This is a genomic window from Thauera butanivorans NBRC 103042, assembly GCF_001591165.1.
Taxonomy (GTDB): Bacteria; Pseudomonadota; Gammaproteobacteria; order Burkholderiales; family Rhodocyclaceae; genus Thauera; species Thauera butanivorans.
In genome coordinates this window covers 119,658-135,087 of record NZ_BCUG01000015.1, presented here as the reverse complement: position 1 = coordinate 135,087, position 15,430 = coordinate 119,658, and the positions used below count along the sequence as shown (strand labels likewise).

15 protein-coding genes and 1 tRNA gene are annotated in these 15,430 nt (G+C 67.1%); 3 read left to right on the top strand and 13 right to left on the bottom strand.

Features of this window, described 5'->3' with window-relative positions:
• Nucleotides 1-139: 139 nt before the first annotated feature.
• Both TBU01S_RS07305 and ychF read right to left on the bottom strand, forming a co-directional pair.
• Nucleotides 140-1,351: a tyrosine-type recombinase/integrase gene (locus TBU01S_RS07305; RefSeq protein WP_068635973.1), complete on the bottom strand. Its 1,212-nt coding sequence runs from the start codon at nt 1,349-1,351 to the stop codon at nt 140-142.
• A 196-nt stretch (nt 1,352-1,547) separates the two neighbouring features.
• Nucleotides 1,548-2,639 (bottom strand): redox-regulated ATPase YchF, encoded by a 1,092-nt coding sequence (gene ychF, locus TBU01S_RS07300; RefSeq protein WP_068635972.1) that lies wholly within the window; start codon nt 2,637-2,639, stop codon nt 1,548-1,550.
• Nucleotides 2,640-2,828: 189 nt separating this feature from the next.
• Here ychF and TBU01S_RS07295 point away from each other — a divergent pair, with 189 nt between their 5' ends.
• Nucleotides 2,829-3,707, top strand: a complete 879-nt coding sequence (locus TBU01S_RS07295) for an ATP adenylyltransferase family protein (protein WP_068635971.1) — start codon at nt 2,829-2,831, stop codon at nt 3,705-3,707.
• A gap of 128 nt (nt 3,708-3,835) precedes the next feature.
• On the opposite strand, the gene pth is transcribed toward TBU01S_RS07295, so the two are convergent.
• The 7 genes from pth to TBU01S_RS07260 all read right to left on the bottom strand — a co-directional run bounded on the left by pth (nt 3,836) and on the right by TBU01S_RS07260 (nt 9,538).
• Nucleotides 3,836-4,471, bottom strand: a complete 636-nt coding sequence (gene pth, locus TBU01S_RS07290; protein WP_068635970.1) for an aminoacyl-tRNA hydrolase — start codon at nt 4,469-4,471, stop codon at nt 3,836-3,838.
• A 49-nt stretch (nt 4,472-4,520) separates the two neighbouring features.
• Entirely contained in the window at nt 4,521-5,120 is a 600-nt protein-coding gene (locus tag TBU01S_RS07285; RefSeq protein ID WP_068635969.1) for a 50S ribosomal protein L25/general stress protein Ctc, read from the bottom strand.
• A gap of 86 nt (nt 5,121-5,206) precedes the next feature.
• A complete protein-coding gene (locus TBU01S_RS07280; protein ID WP_068635968.1) occupies nt 5,207-6,157 on the bottom strand; it encodes a ribose-phosphate pyrophosphokinase in 951 nt (316 codons plus the stop codon).
• Nucleotides 6,158-6,247: 90 nt separating this feature from the next.
• Nucleotides 6,248-6,324, bottom strand: a tRNA-Gln gene (locus TBU01S_RS07275).
• A gap of 48 nt (nt 6,325-6,372) precedes the next feature.
• Nucleotides 6,373-7,251: a 4-(cytidine 5'-diphospho)-2-C-methyl-D-erythritol kinase gene (gene ispE, locus TBU01S_RS07270; protein ID WP_068635967.1), complete on the bottom strand. Its 879-nt coding sequence runs from the start codon at nt 7,249-7,251 to the stop codon at nt 6,373-6,375.
• Nucleotides 7,233-7,820, bottom strand: coding sequence for a lipoprotein insertase outer membrane protein LolB (gene lolB, locus TBU01S_RS07265; RefSeq protein WP_068635966.1), 588 nt, complete (start codon nt 7,818-7,820; stop codon nt 7,233-7,235). The genes ispE and lolB overlap by 19 nt, the downstream gene beginning before the upstream one ends.
• Nucleotides 7,817-9,538, bottom strand: coding sequence for a tetratricopeptide repeat protein (locus TBU01S_RS07260; RefSeq protein ID WP_068635987.1), 1,722 nt, complete (start codon nt 9,536-9,538; stop codon nt 7,817-7,819). The genes lolB and TBU01S_RS07260 overlap by 4 nt, the downstream gene beginning before the upstream one ends.
• Before the next feature lie 242 nt (nt 9,539-9,780).
• On the opposite strand from TBU01S_RS07260, the gene mutM reads away from it, so the two are divergent.
• Both mutM and TBU01S_RS07250 read left to right on the top strand, forming a co-directional pair.
• Nucleotides 9,781-10,599, top strand: coding sequence for a bifunctional DNA-formamidopyrimidine glycosylase/DNA-(apurinic or apyrimidinic site) lyase (gene mutM, locus TBU01S_RS07255; RefSeq protein ID WP_068635965.1), 819 nt, complete (start codon nt 9,781-9,783; stop codon nt 10,597-10,599).
• A gap of 133 nt (nt 10,600-10,732) precedes the next feature.
• The gene (locus tag TBU01S_RS07250) at nt 10,733-12,697 is read left to right on the top strand and encodes a dynamin family protein (protein ID WP_068635964.1); all 1,965 of its coding nucleotides are present in this window, start codon (nt 10,733-10,735) and stop codon (nt 12,695-12,697) included.
• Nucleotides 12,698-12,776: 79 nt separating this feature from the next.
• Here TBU01S_RS07250 and TBU01S_RS07245 read toward each other — a convergent pair whose 3' ends face one another.
• From TBU01S_RS07245 to TBU01S_RS07230, 4 genes are read right to left on the bottom strand one after another with little or no spacing between them, the layout of a single operon-like run.
• Nucleotides 12,777-13,025 (bottom strand): YfhL family 4Fe-4S dicluster ferredoxin, encoded by a 249-nt coding sequence (locus TBU01S_RS07245; protein WP_068635963.1) that lies wholly within the window; start codon nt 13,023-13,025, stop codon nt 12,777-12,779.
• 16 nt (nt 13,026-13,041) lie between these two features.
• Nucleotides 13,042-13,533, bottom strand: a complete 492-nt coding sequence (gene coaD / locus TBU01S_RS07240; protein ID WP_068635962.1) for a pantetheine-phosphate adenylyltransferase — start codon at nt 13,531-13,533, stop codon at nt 13,042-13,044.
• Nucleotides 13,530-14,069: a 16S rRNA (guanine(966)-N(2))-methyltransferase RsmD gene (gene rsmD / locus TBU01S_RS07235; protein WP_068635961.1), complete on the bottom strand. Its 540-nt coding sequence runs from the start codon at nt 14,067-14,069 to the stop codon at nt 13,530-13,532. The genes coaD and rsmD overlap by 4 nt, the downstream gene beginning before the upstream one ends.
• Nucleotides 14,066-15,424 carry a M16 family metallopeptidase gene (locus TBU01S_RS07230; RefSeq protein WP_068635960.1) on the bottom strand — a complete coding sequence of 453 codons (1,359 nt, stop codon included), beginning with the start codon at nt 15,422-15,424 and terminating at the stop codon, nt 14,066-14,068. The genes rsmD and TBU01S_RS07230 overlap by 4 nt, the downstream gene beginning before the upstream one ends.
• Nucleotides 15,425-15,430: the final 6 nt, after the last annotated feature.

Sequence of the window (15,430 nt, the reverse complement as noted above, 5' to 3'; positions counted from 1 at the left end):
TGACTACCCCATTCCCTGCGCCCATCTTTCGGCAAAGGCAAACGGCAAGGGAACGGCCCTCAGGGGACAACGGGCCCTATCCAGTAAAGGAAAAGGCCGTCCCCGTCCATTCGTTCTGCAACACCCGGCCAAATCGTCCCTATGCAGTACCGCTGTCCTCCGCCGCACTCAGATAGCCCGCCCAGTCCTGCAACAGCGTCCTTCTCTGATCCAGCAGCAGCGCCTTGTTGTAAGTCGCCCGCACCTTGTTGCTTTCCACGTGAGCAAGCTGCCGCTCGATTGCATCAGGCCGGTATCCGTTCTCATTGGCCCAGGTCGAAAAGGTCGTCCGCCAGCAATGCGGCGTCGTATCCCGGCCCAGGTTCATGTCACGCATGGCATAGGTGAGTCGGTTGGGCGTAGTGAAGCCCTTGCCGCTCCGGTGCGGGAACAGATAGCGGCCATCGCCCGTGATGCACTGCAAATCCTTCAGCACGGTAATGGCCTGTACCGACAACGGGCTGACATGGTCGCGCCGCGCTTTCATCTTCGCTGCAGGCCGACGCCATAGCGCATCCTCAAAGTCGAACTCGTCCCACTCGGCATCCGCCGCTTCCCCTGGACGGCAGGCGGTCAGCGCAATCAGCCGCAGGCACAGCGAGGTTTCCGGATAGCCCCGGTAGCCGCGCAACTCCTGATAGAACCTCTGGATTTGCTCTCGCGTCATCGCCGCCTTGCTCTCGCTGAACGGCACGCGTAGCAGCCCGCGCAGGCTGGGAATTGGATTTGCCTCGACCAGCCCCCGCACCACCGCGAACTCGAAGATGGCCGACAGGTCGCCCTTGACGTGGATGGCTGCCCACGCGCCGTGGGCTTTGCATTCCTCCAGCAGCGGGCGAATCTGCTTCACGCCAATGTCGCTCATCGGCATCCCATCGAACTTGGGCGACAGGTACTTCCTGATGCGGGACTCTTTCGTACGATAGGAACTGAGCGTGAAGACCGGTTTGATCTCGGCCAGGTACGCCTGCGCCACCTTGGCGAACGAGCTTTCACGAGCGCGCTTGCGTTCCTCCAGCGCCTCCAGGTTGCGCTCCTTGACCTGCCGCCGCTCATGGGAAGGATGAATGCCTTGCTTGACCAAGGCGCGTGCCTTCTCACGGGCCGCACGCGCCTCCGCAAGGCTTACTTGAGGAAAGCCGCCAATGGCAAAGAGGTTCTCCTTTCCTTGCAGGCGATACTTCCACCGCCAAAGCTTGCCGCCGGTGGGCTTGACCAGCAGGAACAGGCCCCCGCCGTCTGAAAGTTTCCAATCTCGATCAGTCGATTTGGCCGACCTGACCTTGAGGTCGGTGAGTAGGTTTTCGGGCATCGTTGGACTCCACTGCGGGGGGATGTACCCCCACGGTTGAACACGAGTACCCCCAACGCTACCCCCGAATTTTTCAGACCTCGATGAACAATAGGAACGCTCAGTAGACCGTATTGTTTACGCAACCCATTGATTTAAAATGGGTCTACCTGTCCACCAAGCGCTACTGAGCGCCACCGAGATCCAGCAAAAATCGTCAGACGTTGAACAGGAAATTCAGCACGTCCCCATCCTTCACCACGTACTCCTTCCCTTCCGCGCGCATCTTGCCGGCTTCCTTGGCGCCGGCTTCGCCCTTGTACTGGATGAAGTCGTCGAAGGCGATGGTCTGGGCGCGGATGAAGCCGCGTTCGAAGTCGGTGTGGATGACGCCGGCGGCCTGGGGGGCGGTGTCGCCGGCGTGGATGGTCCAGGCGCGGACTTCCTTGACGCCGGCGGTGAAGTAGGTCTGCAGGCCGAGCAGCGTGTAGCCGGCGCGGATCAGGCGGTCGAGGCCGGGTTCTTCGAGGCCCATGGTCTCGAGGAATTCCTTCTTGTCGGCGTCGTCGAGGTCGGCGATCTCGGCTTCGATGGAGGCGCACAAGGCCACCACCTGGGCGCCTTCGGTGGCGGCGTGGGCGCGCACGGCGTCCAGCTGCGGGTTGTTCTCGAAGCCGTCCTCGGCGACGTTGGCGGCGTAGAGCACCGGCTTGGCGGTGATCAGGCAGAAGGGCTTGAGGCTGGCCCACTCTTCCTTGGCGAGGTCGAGCGCGCGCACCGGCTTGCCGGCGTCGAGCTGGGCGAAGCATTTTTCCAGCACCGCGACCAGGATCTTGGCTTCCTTGTCGCCGGAGGCGGCGGGGCGCTTGTAGCGGTTGATGGCTTTTTCGACGGTGGCGAGGTCGGCCAGCGCGAGTTCGGTGTCGATGACTTCGATGTCGCGGATCGGGTCGACGCTGCCGGAGACGTGGATGACGTTGTCGTCGGCGAAGCAGCGCACGACGTGCACGATGGCGTCGGTTTCGCGGATGTTGGCGAGGAACTGGTTGCCCAGGCCTTCACCCTTGGAAGCGCCCGCGACCAGGCCGGCGATGTCGACGAATTCGACGATGGCGGGCTGCACGCGCTGCGGCTTGACGATCTCGGAGAGCTGGTCGAGGCGCGGGTCGGGCACCTCGACGATGCCGACGTTGGGCTCGATGGTGCAGAAGGGGTAGTTCTCGGCCTGGATGCCGGCCTTGGTCAGGGCGTTGAAGAGGGTCGACTTGCCGACGTTGGGCAGTCCGACGATTCCGCATTTCAGGCTCATGTGAATCCTTGTCGTTCCGGGGCGGAGCGCCGCGCAGGCGGGCTATTGCCTTGATCCGGTGTGGAAAACCGCGAATTGTACCGCGATGGGCTGCAGCGCCAAAACCGGGCGAGGGCTTCAAAACGATGGGGCTGCGCCTACAATGTCCGGTCTGTATTGCCACAAGACGAATCAAGGAGGAGAGGAGATATGGCGAGCAATTGGATCGAGGCGATCGATGCGCGCAGCGCGAGCGCGCTGGCGTCGGGGGCCTTGCAGCCGGTGCAGGCGGAGCAGACCGAGATGGAAGACGGCGGCATGCGCTTCATCGTGCGCTGGGTGTCGTCGCTGGCGGTGAAGGATGCGGCCAAGACGGCCCAGGTGGCGATTCCGGGCGGTCCGCGCGACCCGAACTTCAACCCCTTCCTGAATCCCGATCCGGAGCTGACCGTCGGCCCGCTGGGCGACGAGCATGTCGTGATCCTGAACAAGTTCCCGCTCAGCGAGCGCCACCTGGTGCTGGCGCGGCGCGCGTTCGAGGAGCAGCTGCTGCCGCTGGCGCGCAGCGACTTCGCCGCGCTGGCGGAGATCATGGCCGAGGCCGGCGGCATCGGGCTGTACAACGGCGGCACCGCTGCAGGCGCGAGCCAGCGCCACAAGCATGTGCAGTGGATTCCCTCGACCGCGGGCAATGCCAGCCTGCGCATCTTTGCGCCCGGCCTGCCGGCAGGGCTGCCCGAGCAGGGCGTGGCCCAGCATCCGGCGCTGCCGATGAAGCATTGCTTCGTGCGCGTGTGCTGCGGCGAGGGCGTGCCGGTGGAGGTGGCGGCGGACAGCCTGTACGCGGCCTACCGTCTGGCCTGCGAGACGCTGGCGCTGCAGCCGGGCGAAGATGGCCTGCTGCCGCCGTACAACTTGCTGGCGAGCGACGGCTGGCTGCTGGTGCTGCCGCGCAGCGCGGAGTGCTTCGAGGGGATCTCGATGAGCGCGGTGTGCTTCGGCGGCACGCTGTACACCCGCCAGCCCGAGCAGATCGAGTCGATTCGCCGCGTGGGGCCGTTGCGGGCGCTGGCGGCGGTGGGGTATTGATATTGCGGGGTAGGATGGGTAGAGCCGTAGGCGAAACCCATCATTTGCGATGGAGCCTAGCTCCTCTGACGTGATGGGTTTCGCTGTGATGGGTTTCGCTTCGCTCTACCCATCCTACCTCTCATGGATCAGGCGCCAGCGTCGTCCGGCACCTTGGGCTTCGGTGGCTTGGGCGGGGCCGGCCGGGCGTTCAGCCGGGTGGCGGCGGTGTTGAGTTCGCCGCGGGCGAGCAGCGGCCAGGTGGCGAGGGCCTTGTCGATGGCTTCGTCGATCTGCTGCTGTTCCTCGCGCCGTGCCGGCTTGAGGACGAAATTCACCACTTCGCTGCGGTCGCCGGGGTGGCCGATGCCGATGCGCAGGCGCCAGTAATCATTGGTGCCGAGGTGGGCGGAGGTGTCCTTGAGGCCGTTGTGGCCGCCGAGGCCGCCGCCGAACTTCAGGCGCAGCTGGCCGGGGGGGATGTCCAGCTCGTCGTGTACGACGAGGATTTCCGCAGGTTCGATGCGGTAGAAACGCGCGAGGGCGCCGATGGCCTGGCCCGAGCGGTTCATGAAGGTCTGCGGCATCAGCAGCCATGCGCCGGCTTCGCGCGCATTGGCGACCAGGCCGTGGAAACGTGATTCGTGCGAGAAGCGCAGGCCGAGCTCGTCGGCGAGCCGCTCACAAAACCAAAACCCGGCATTGTGCCGGGTTTCAGCGTATTCACCGCCCGGATTGCCGAGACCGACGATGAGGCGCAGGGGGCGCGAAGGCGCTGTGCTCATCGATCTATGGTCTCCGGCTTTCCGTGGAGTGGGACTCGGGCGGTGGGGCTCAGGCAGCCTCGCCTTCGCTCTCGGCGTCGGCAGCGCCCTTGACCTTCAGCGAGCTGGCGACCACCGGGTCGGCGTCGCCGTGCTGGACCAGTTCGACGCCGGCCGGCAGCTTGATCTGCGAGACGTGCACCGACTGGCCGGCTTCCAGCGCCGACAGGTCGACCTCGACGAACTCGGGCAGGTCCTTCGGCAGGCACTGGACGTCGATTTCGTTGAGGACGTGCGAGACGATGCAGCCGCCCAGCTTCACCGCCGGGCAGACGTCGTCGCCGATGAAGTGCAGCGGCACCTTCAGGTGCATCTTCTGGTTGGCGTCGACGCGCTGGAAGTCGATGTGCAGGACTTGCGGCTTGAAGGCGTGCCACTGGGTGTCGCGCAGCACGACGGTTTCCTTCTTGCCGTCGACGTCGATGTTCAGCACGGACGAGTGGAACACTTCCTTGCGCAGCAGGTGGAACAGCTCGTTGTGGTCGAGCGTGATCGGCAGGGCTTCGCTGCCGCCGTAGATGATGCCCGGCAGCTGGCCGGCACGACGCAGGCGGCGGCTCGCACCCGTACCTTGAGCGTCACGCTTGGTGGCCTTGAATTGGATTTGCATGTGTTGCTCCTGAAGTTGATGTCTCCGCCCGCGACCAGGCGAAAACGCAAGAAACCCGCCCCTTCAGCCGAAGGCGCGGGCGAAAATCATTCCATGAACAGCGACGAGACGGATTCTTCGTTGCTGATGCGCAGGATGGTGTCGGCCAGCAGCGAGGCGACCGAGACCTGGCGGATGCGCGGGCTAGCCTTGGCGTCGTCGCGCAGCGGGATGGTGTCGGTGACGACCAGTTCGTCGAGTTCGGAGTCGTTGATGCGCGACACCGCAGCGCCCGACAGCACGGCGTGCGTGCAGTAGGACAGCACCCGCTTGGCGCCGTGTTCCTTGAGCGCGGAGGCAGCCTTGCACAGCGTGCCGGCGGTATCGACGATGTCGTCCATGATCACGCAGGTGCGGCCTTCGACCTCGCCGATGATGTTCATGACCTCGGAGACGTTGGCCTTCGGACGGCGCTTGTCGATGATCGCCAGGTCGCATTCCATGCGCTTGGCGAAGGCGCGGGCGCGCACCACGCCGCCGACGTCGGGCGACACCACCAGCAGGTCGTCGTACTTCTGCTTGTCGAGGTCGTTCAGCAGCACCGGCGCGGCATAGACGTTGTCGACCGGGATGTCGAAGAAGCCCTGGATCTGGTCGGCGTGCAGGTCCATCGTCAGCAGGCGCTGGACGCCGGCGGCCTGCAGCATGTTGGCGACGACCTTGGCCGTGATCGGCACGCGCGCCGAGCGCGGGCGGCGGTCCTGGCGGGCATAGCCGAAGTAGGGGATGGCGGCGGTGATGCGTCCGGCCGAGGCGCGCTTGAGCGCATCGACCAGCACCAGCAGTTCCATCAGGTTTTCGTTGGTGGGCGAACAGGTCGGCTGCAGCACGAAGACGTCCTTGCCGCGGACGTTCTCGAGCAGCTCGATGTTGACTTCACCGTCCGAGAAGCGGCCGACGGTGGCCGAGCCGAGGGAGATGCCCAGGCGCCGCGTCACGTCCGCGCCGAGCTTGGGGTTGGCGTTGCCGGTGAAGACCATCAGGCTGCCGTGGGGCATGATCGCTGCTCCGATGCCGTTTGAATTGTCGACCCTTGAAAACGAATCGGGCAGGCTCCCGGATAACCCCTGGGCCTGCCCGTCGTTGTATGGCTGGGGAGGAAGGATTCGAACCCTCGAATGCCGGAATCAAAATCCGGTGCCTTAACCGACTTGGCGACTCCCCAATAAACCTTTTTCGCCAGCTCGTGAAATCGACTGTAACGAAGCGGCCGCTATTCTAGCCATTCGTACAGCGGATGGCGAGAGGCCGTTCGCACGTTCCAGGCCGTCCAGCGTTGCGGACAGCTTGCGGCGATGCGTTCCGCGTCCCGGGCCGAAGGCACTTCGGCGAAGACGCAGGCGCCCGAGCCTGTCATCCGGGCTGGTGCGTATTGCATCAGCCAGTCGATCGCACGTTGCACTTCCGGGTAGCGGCTGCATGCCATGGCCTGCAGATCGTTCCGTGTGGTGCTTGCTGCGAAGTCCGCCATTCTGATGAGAGGCGTGTTTCTCGTCAAGCCCTCTGCCGAAAAAATTTCGCCGGTGGGCACCGATACGCCCGGCGACACGATCACGTACCAGGCGGGTGACAGGTCCAGCGGCTGCAGGGTTTCGCCCACGCCTTCGGCGAAGGCGTCGCGGCCGAAGATGAAGACGGGCACGTCGGCGCCGAGCTGCAGGCCCAGCGCCTGCAGCTCGGCGCGACCGAGCCCGGTGCCCCACAGGCGGTTGAGCGCGATCAGTGCCGTCGCCGCATCCGAACTGCCGCCGCCGATGCCGCCGCCCATCGGCAATACCTTGTGCAGCGCGATGTCGGCGCCGAGGCGGCAGCCGGTATGCGCCTGCAGCAGGCGAGCCGCGCGCACGACCAGGTCTTGCTCGGGCGGCACGCCGGCAATCTCGGTGGTGCGCCGGATCTCGCCGTCCTCGCGCAGGCCGAAGTCGAGCGTGTCGCCCCAGTCGAGCAGCCGGAAGGCGGTCTGCAGCAGGTGGTAGCCGTCGGCCCGGCGGCCGGTGACGTGCAGGAACAGATTGAGCTTGGCCGGCGCGGGGCAGCCCGGCAGGCGTCGCGGGTCGGAAGTGTCCGGCAGGGTCAGGGCAGGGCGGTCCATGAGTCGATGACGAGGCGGATGCGGGCGTCGCCGCGGGAGACGTCGAGGCGGGCCGGCGGCGCGTCGCCGGCGGTGCCGGCGTATTCGAGGTATTCGATGCGCCAGCCCTGGTCGATGAGGATGGCCGGCCGGCCGGCGCTGTCGAGCGTGCGGACTTCGGCATCGGCGTCGGGCGCGGCCTGCACCCAGCGGCTCAGGCGGCCGGCCGGCACCTCGATGCCGAGCACGCGCGGCAGCAGGGCTTCCGCGCTGGCGGCGTGCAGCGACTGGCCGTCGGCGGTGCGCAGGCGGGCGCCGGCGGCATCGGCGTCGAGCGTGGCGACGACCTGCCCCATCGGCGTCAGCAGGGCGAAGCTGTCGGTGTCGTGTTCGTGCCGCCATTCGATGCGGCCGCTGGCGGCCCGGCTGCCGTCGTTGGCGGAGATGCGGCCCTGCAGCTCGAAGGCGGACGAGAAGCTGCGTGCGGCGACGTCCGCCGGCGCGCCGGCCGGGAGCGGTGCGCAGGCGGAGAGTGCCAGTGCGGCTGCGGCGATGGCCGCAGCCGGCAGGGGAAGGCGGTGCGTCGTCATCGGCCGCGCAGGCGGCGGACGGTGTCGGCCAGCAGGCTGTTGTCGGGGTGGGCCTGGCGGGCTTCGTCGAAGATGCGGTTGGCGTCCTCGCGGCGGTCCAGCGCCCACAGCACTTCGCCGAGGTGGGCGGCGATCTCGGCGTCCTGGCGGATCGTGTAGGCGCGCTCGAGGTGTGCCAGCGCGCCGGCTGCATCGCCGAGACGGAAACGTACCCAGCCCAGGCTGTCGAGAATGAAGGCGTCGTCGGGCAGTAGTTCGTGTGCGCGGGCGATCAGCGCCTCGGCTTCGTCCAGGCGCAGGCCGCGGTCGGCGAGCGAATAGCCCAGTGCGTTGTGGGCATGGGCGTGCTCGGGTTCGAGTTCGATCACGCGCCGCAGACGGGCTTCCATGACGTCGATGTGGTTCAGGCGCTCGGCCAGCATCGCCGTTTCGTACAGCAGGTCGACATCGTCCGGCGTGGCCGCCAGTGCCTTGTCCAGTGCGGCGAGGGCCTCGTCGGCGCGTCCGGCTTCGCGCAGCAGCTGGGCTTCGGCCAGCAGGTAGCGGCGCATGTCCTCGTCGCTGCCCTGCTGCGCCTTCAGCAGCGCGCGGGCTTCGTCGATGCTGCCTTCGCGCGCCAGGCTCCGTGCGCTGCGGATCATCGCCTCGGAATGGTGGCGTTCATCGGTGACTTCGCCGAACCACTTGCGTGCCAGCACGCCTTCGCCGCGCTGTTCGGCGATCTGGCCGAGCTGCAGGCGGATCAGGTCGGGTTGTGGATGGCCGGCTTCGAGGGCTTCCAGGTAGCGGGCCTCGGCGTCGGCGGTATCGTCGAGCTGCATCGACAGCAGGCCGATGGCGTAGAGCAGTTCGGCGTCGCCGGGGTTGGCGGCGAGCAGGCGGCGGAATTCGTCGCGCGCCGCCTCGAAGCGCTGCGCGCTGACCAGCGCGCGGGCGTAGGTCAGGCGCAGCGAGGCGCTGTCGGGGTTGCGGGCGAGTTCGGTTTCCAGCTGGCGTACCGCTTCGGCGCTGGCGCCGGTATGCTGCAGGATCTGCGCCTTCAACTGGACGGCGGGTTCCCAGCCCGGCCTCAACTGCAGTGCGGTGTCGACCGCGCCCAGCGCCTGCATCGGTTCTTCGGCGATCATCGCCGCCTGGGCGCGGGCGATGTGGGCTTCGGGGAGGTCGAGGTAGGGATCGGTCAGGCGCCGGACGATGCCGTGCGCCGCTTCCTTGTCGGGAACGCCCGCGAGCGCCCGGTTCAGGCTCAGCAGGTTCTGGGCGAGACGGGCGCTGGACTGGGCCAGGGTGCGGGCCAGCTGGATCTGGATCTGTTCGAGGTTGACCCGGGCGCCGCTGCCCATCTGGCCGCTGACGCCGGCAAAGACGCGGCGGGCCTCTTCGGAGTCGGGCGCGGTTTCGGTCCACAGCCGGGCGGCTTCGCCAGCCAGTTGGGGGTTGCGCGAATACATCGCGATCTCGGTGGCGCGGCGGGCGATGCGCGGATCGCGCGTGGCCCGCGCGAGGTCGACGTAGAGCTGGGCCGACAGGCCGATCTGGCCGCGCGCGCCGGCGATTTCGGCGAGCAGGAACTGGTAGATCGTGCGCGGCGTCAGCTCCTGGGCCGGTAGCGCCCCGCCTGCCTCGCCCTTGTCCGCCGCGCCGGCGAGGCAGGCGGTGGTGCTCAGGCCCATGACCAGGCACAGGATGCGGAGAGAGCGGGAGGCGCGAGTGTTCATGTCGATGGTCCGGCGGGCTGCAGCGGTTTGCGCAGTGAAGATGGTGCCACGGAAGGCGGGGGCGCACATGCAAGGATGTGTACCGTGGGTGTCGGCAGGTTTTGGAGTGCTGCTCTAGAATTCGGTTCGTATCGAACATGGTATGCAGATCGGCGTCCGGCCCGCAAGACGGGCCGTGCGGGCGCCGTGAGGTTTGCCCAGGCTCGTACCCGCCCCCGTGACCCGATCCCCCGATAGCGCCGATGCCCGAACTGCCCGAAGTCGAAACCACCTGCCGCGGTATCCGCCCCCATGTCGAAGGCCGGCAGCTGAGCGGGCTGCGCGTGCGCAATCCACGGCTGCGCCTGCCGGTGCCGTCCGAACTCGCCGACCGGATCGTCGGCCGGGTGCTGCAGGGCGTGTCGCGGCGGGCGAAGTACCTGCTGCTGGATTTCGGCCCCGGCACGGTGATCGTGCATCTGGGCATGTCGGGCAGCCTGCGCCTGGTCGGTGCCGACGAAGTGCCCGGCACGCACGACCATGTCGATTTCGTCTTCGGTGCGCAGGCCCTGCGCCTGCGCGATCCGCGCCGCTTCGGCATGGTGGTGTGGCAGGAGGGGGCGCCCGAACGGCATCCGCTGCTGGCGCATCTGGGGCCGGAGCCGCTGAGCGAGGTTTTCGATGCGGCCTGGCTGTTCCGCGTCACGCGCGGTCTGCGGGCGCCGATCAAGCACGTGCTGATGGACAACCGCAAGCTGGTCGGCGTCGGCAACATCTATGCGTCGGAAAGTCTGTTCCGTGCCCGCATCCATCCGCTGGAGCCGGCCGGCGCGCTCGGCCTGCGGCGCTGTGCGCGGCTGGTGCAGACGGTGCGCGAAACGCTGGCCGACGCCATCGCCGCAGGGGGCAGCACCTTGCGCGACTTCGTCGGCGGCGATGGCCGGCCCGGCTATTTCCAGCAGCAGTACTTCGTCTATGGCCGCGCCGGCGAAGCCTGCCGGCAGTGCGGCAGCACGGTGTTCGGCGTCGTCAGCGGCCAGCGGGCGACTTACTTCTGCCCGCGTTGCCAGCGCCGCCGCTGATCCCCGCCTGCCGTCGAAGCCGGCATATCCCCGCACGTTCGGCCGGAGTGCGCATTTCTGCATGGTCGCGTTTCGTGTTCGCCGCTATGCTGTGGATATTTCGCTTGGTGTCCTGAGTCCTGTGAGCGGCCCGATGACCGAATTGATCGATCAGTTTTCAGCCTACGCCGGTTGGCGCACCGCCGCCGCCGATTCCGTCGCGCGCCTGCGCGCATGGCTGGCACGCAATGAAGTCGGCGATGTCCAGAGCGATCTTCGCCTGCAATACCTGCTGGAGCGTCTGCGTGACGACAAGCTGACGGTGGCTTTCGTCGCCGAGTTCTCGCGCGGCAAGTCGGAGTTGATCAATGCGATCTTCTTCGCCGACTACGGCGATCGCATCCTGCCTTCCAGCGCAGGGCGCACGACGATGTGCCCGACGGAGCTGCAATGGCGCAAGGGGGCGCAGCCGGAGCTGCGCCTGCTGCCGATCCGCACGCGCGCCTGCCAGACGCCGGTCAGCGAGCTGAAGCGCTATGCCGAGGAGTGGCAGAGCGTGTCGCTGCAGAGCCTGGATGCCGGCAGCCTGCAGGCTGCGCTCGCCCGCGTCGGCGAAACCGAACGCGTGACGCAGGACGAGGCCGTCCGCCTCGGTTTCGCCGTCGATGCCGACGGCGACGAAGGGCTGAAGCCGGGCGCGGACGGCCTGGTCGAGATTCCGAGCTGGCGCCATGCGGTGATCCAGTTTCCGCATCCCCTGCTCGAGCAAGGCCTGGTGGTGCTCGACACGCCGGGCCTGAACGCGATCGGCGCCGAACCCGAGCTGACCTTGTCGATGCTGCCGAGCGCGCATGCGGTGCTGTTCATCCTCGCTGCCGACACCGGCGTCACGCAGAGCGACCTGACCGTGTGGCGCAGCTATGTGCAGGGCGGCAGCCAGCGCGGCCGCCTGGTGGTGCTGAACAAGATCGACGGCCTGTGGGACGGCCTGCGGGACGAGGCGCGGATCGATGCCGAGATTGCCCGCCAGGTGGACTCGGTCGCGGAGACGCTGGAGATCGACGCCGAGGCGGTGTTTCCGGTGTCGGCGCAGAAAGGGCTGGTGGCGCGCGTCACCGGTGATGCGCCGCTGCTCGCGCGCAGCCGCATGCCGGCGCTGGAACAGGCGCTGACCGGCGACCTGCTGTCCGCCAAGCAGGACATCGTGCGCGAAGACACGCTGGCCGAAACCGGCGAGGTGATGGCGCAGACGCGCGCGCTGCTCGAAGCCCGCCTGGCCGGCCTGCGCGAGCAACTGCAGGAACTGACCGACCTGCGGGGCAAGAACCAGAGCGTCATCGAGTACATGATGCGCAAGATCCGCAGCGAGAAGGACGACTTCGAGCAGGGGCTGCAGAAGTACTACGCCGTGCGTTCGGTGTTTTCCGATCTCACCAACAGCCTGCTCGCCAGCATCGGCATGGATGCGCTGCGCGATCAGACCCGCCGTACGCGCGAGGCGATGCTGGAATCGACCTTCACCAAGGGCCTGCGCGACGCGATGGAAGGCTTCTTCCGGCATCTGCGCGAGAACCTGCTGCGTTCGACGGGAGAAATCGGCGAAATCTCGAAGATGCTCGACGCCATGTACAAGCGCTTCAGCGTCGAGCACGGACTCAGGCTGACGCCGCCCGAAACCTTCTCCACGCTGCGCTACGAGAAAGAGCTCGACCGCCTGGAAACGGCTTTCAACCGCCAGCTCAACACCACGCTGACGCTGGTGACGACCGAAAAGCATGCGCTGACGCAGAAGTTCTTCGAGACCGTCGCGGTGCAGGCCAGGCGCACTTTCGAAGTCGCCAACCGCGACGTCGAACAGTGGCTGCGGGCGGTGATGTCGCCGCTGGAGACCCAGGTGCGCGAGTACCAGATCCAGCTCAAGCGCCGGCTCGAAAGCGTCAAGCGCATCCACCAGGCCACGGACACGCTGGAAGATCGGGTCGAGGAACTGAAGCAGGGCGAGGACAACGTGCTGGCGATGCTGGCGCAGCTCGATGCCTTGCAGCAGGAAATCGCCAAAACCCTCGGTCCGCTGGCGCAGGGCGAACGGGAAAGCGGCGAAATGCGCGCAGCGGCCTGAACGCCGCTGTTGCGCCGGAATGCACGAGGCCGCCCGCTGCATCGCGGGCGGCCTCGTCGTCTTCAGCGCAAGCGGCCGTTCAGCCTGCGGTCAGCTTGTTGTACTTCTCCATCAGCTCTTCATGTGTTTCCGGCCGGTCCGGGTCGAGCGGAATACAGTCGACCGGGCAGACCTGCTGGCATTGCGGTTCGTCGAAGTGGCCGACGCACTCGGTGCACTTGTTCGGATCGATGACGTAGATTTCGTCACCCTGGGAGATGGCGCCGTTGGGGCATTCCGGTTCGCAGACGTCGCAGTTGATGCACTCGTCGGTAATCTTCAGAGCCATGGTGTTCGCTTCCTTGCTATTGCCTTGATTTCAATTTTTCCTGCAGCCGTACCAGCACCGAAGGCTGCACGAACTTGCTTACATCGCCGCCCAGACGGGCGATTTCCCGGACCATCGTGGCCGAGATGAACATGTACTCCTCCGCTGGCGTCAGGAATACCGTTTCGACGTCCGGGTGAAGCTTGCGGTTCATCCCGGCCATCTGGAACTCGTACTCGAAGTCCGACACCGCGCGCAGGCCGCGCAGGATCACGCGCGCGTTCTGCTGCCTGAGAAAATCCATCAGCAGGCAGTCGAAGCCGGCGACCCTGACGTTGGGGTAGCCGGAAACCGCCTCGCGGGCAATGTCCACCCGCTCGTCGAGCGTGAAGATCGGCCCCTTGCTGTTGCTGCGCGCAACCGCGACGATGACGCTGTCGAACAGCACCGACGCCCGGCGGACGAGATCGGCATGTCCCCGGGTGAACGGGTCGAACGTCCCCGGATAGACTGCCACCGCTTCCTTCATTCCTGGCTCCTGCGCATCAGATGGAAATTGACCGTTCCGGCGCGGCCCTGCTTCACTGCCTGCCAGTTCCCCAGCGTTGCCACCGTGGCTTCGGACTCGACGTAGATCCATCCGTCGGGCTTCAGCAGCGCGTCCAGCCAGGGTTGTATCCGCTCGATCCAGCCCTGCTCGTAGGGTGGGTCGAGAAACACGCCGTCGAACTTCCGTTGCGCGTTTTGGGCGAATCTTACCGCATCGCCGCACACGATCTCTACTTGTGACGCTTGTAAGGTCTTTGCCGATTTGTGCAGCGCGGCGACCGCGCGGGGGTTGCGCTCGACCAGCACGACCGATTCGGCGCCGCGCGAGGCGGCTTCGAAGCCGAGGATGCCGCTGCCGGCGAAGAGGTCGAGGCAGTGCTCGCCATCGAGCGTCTGGCCGAGCCAGTTGAACAGGGTTTCGCGCACGCGGTCCGGCGTCGGACGCAGGCCCTGGGCGTCGGTGACCTCGAGCAGGCGCGAGCGCCACTGGCCGCCGACGATGCGCACACGGCTCATCGGGCGGCTTCTGCGGCTTCGGCCGGCGCGGCGGTGTCGCCGTCGCCGCCGGCGATCACGGTGACGAGCCGGTCGGCGTGGATGCGGCGGGCGAAAGCGTCGCGGATCTGCTCGGCGTCGACCGCGGCGACCTGCTGCGGATAGGTGTCGAGCCAGTCGAGCGGCAGGCGGTAGAAGCCGATCATCGCCACGTAGCCGAGGATCTTGGCGTTCGAGTCCAGGCGCAGGCCGAAGCCGTTGATCAGGTTGTCCTTGGCGGCCTGAAGCTCTTCTGCGCTCGGGCCTTCGGCGATGAAGCCGGCCAGGGTGTCGCGCACCACCGCGAGGGCTTCGTCGGTCTGGCTGCCGCGGGTCTGCAGGCCGATCTGGAAGGGGCCGGCGACCTGCTGCGGCGAGAAGAAGCTATACACGCTGTAGGCGAAGCCGCGCTTTTCGCGTACTTCCTTGGTCAGCCGCGACACGAAGCCGCCGCCGCCGAGCACGTAGTTGCCCACCAGCAGCGGGAAGTAGTCGGCATCCTCGCGTGCCAGGCCGGGCTGGCCGACGAGGATGTGGGCCTGCGCCGAAGGGTTGGCGATGCGCAGCACGGCGGCCTGGGTCGGCGCCGGGGCGGGCAGCGGGGTCGCGGCGGCGACCGGCGGCAACTGCTCGGTCAAGCGGATGGCGATGCGCTCGGCGGTGGCGCGATCGACGTCGCCGACGATGGCGACCGAGGCGCGCCGGGCGCCGAAATGACGGCTATGGAAATCGACCAGATCGTCGCGCGTGATCGCCTCCAGCGATTCCGGCGTGACGCTGCCGCCGTAGGGGTGGCCGGCATACAGCGCTTCGTTGAAGCGGCGGGCGGCCAGCGTGGCGGGTTTGGTCAAGGCTTCGCGCAGGCCGGCGAGGGCGCGCTTGCGCTCGCGCTCGAGGATCTCTTCAGGGAAGGTGGGCTGGGCGAGCAGGCTGGCGCCGAGCTCGACCGCGGCGTCGCGCTCGGTTGCGGACGACAGGCTGCGAATCGACAGGCTGGCGCGGTCGCTGTCGGTGCTGCCACCGATCTGCGCGCCGATGTCGGCGATCCGCTCGGAGATCTGCTGTTCGTCGAGCGTGGCGGTGCCGGCGTCGAGCAGGTTCTGCGTCAGGCTGGCGAGGCCGGCCTTGTCGGCGGGTTCGTAGGCCGAGCCGGCGGCGAAATCGACCTGGATGTCGACCAGCGGCAGGGCGCGGCTTTCGACGTAGAGCACGCGGGCGCCGGTCGGGGCGGTCCATTGTTCGATCTTCGGGCCGGCCAGTGCGGGGCCGGCGACGAACTGGGCGAGCAGCACCAGGCTGGCGAGGAAAGGTGTGAACAGGCGGGAAGTCTTGGTCATGTCGGA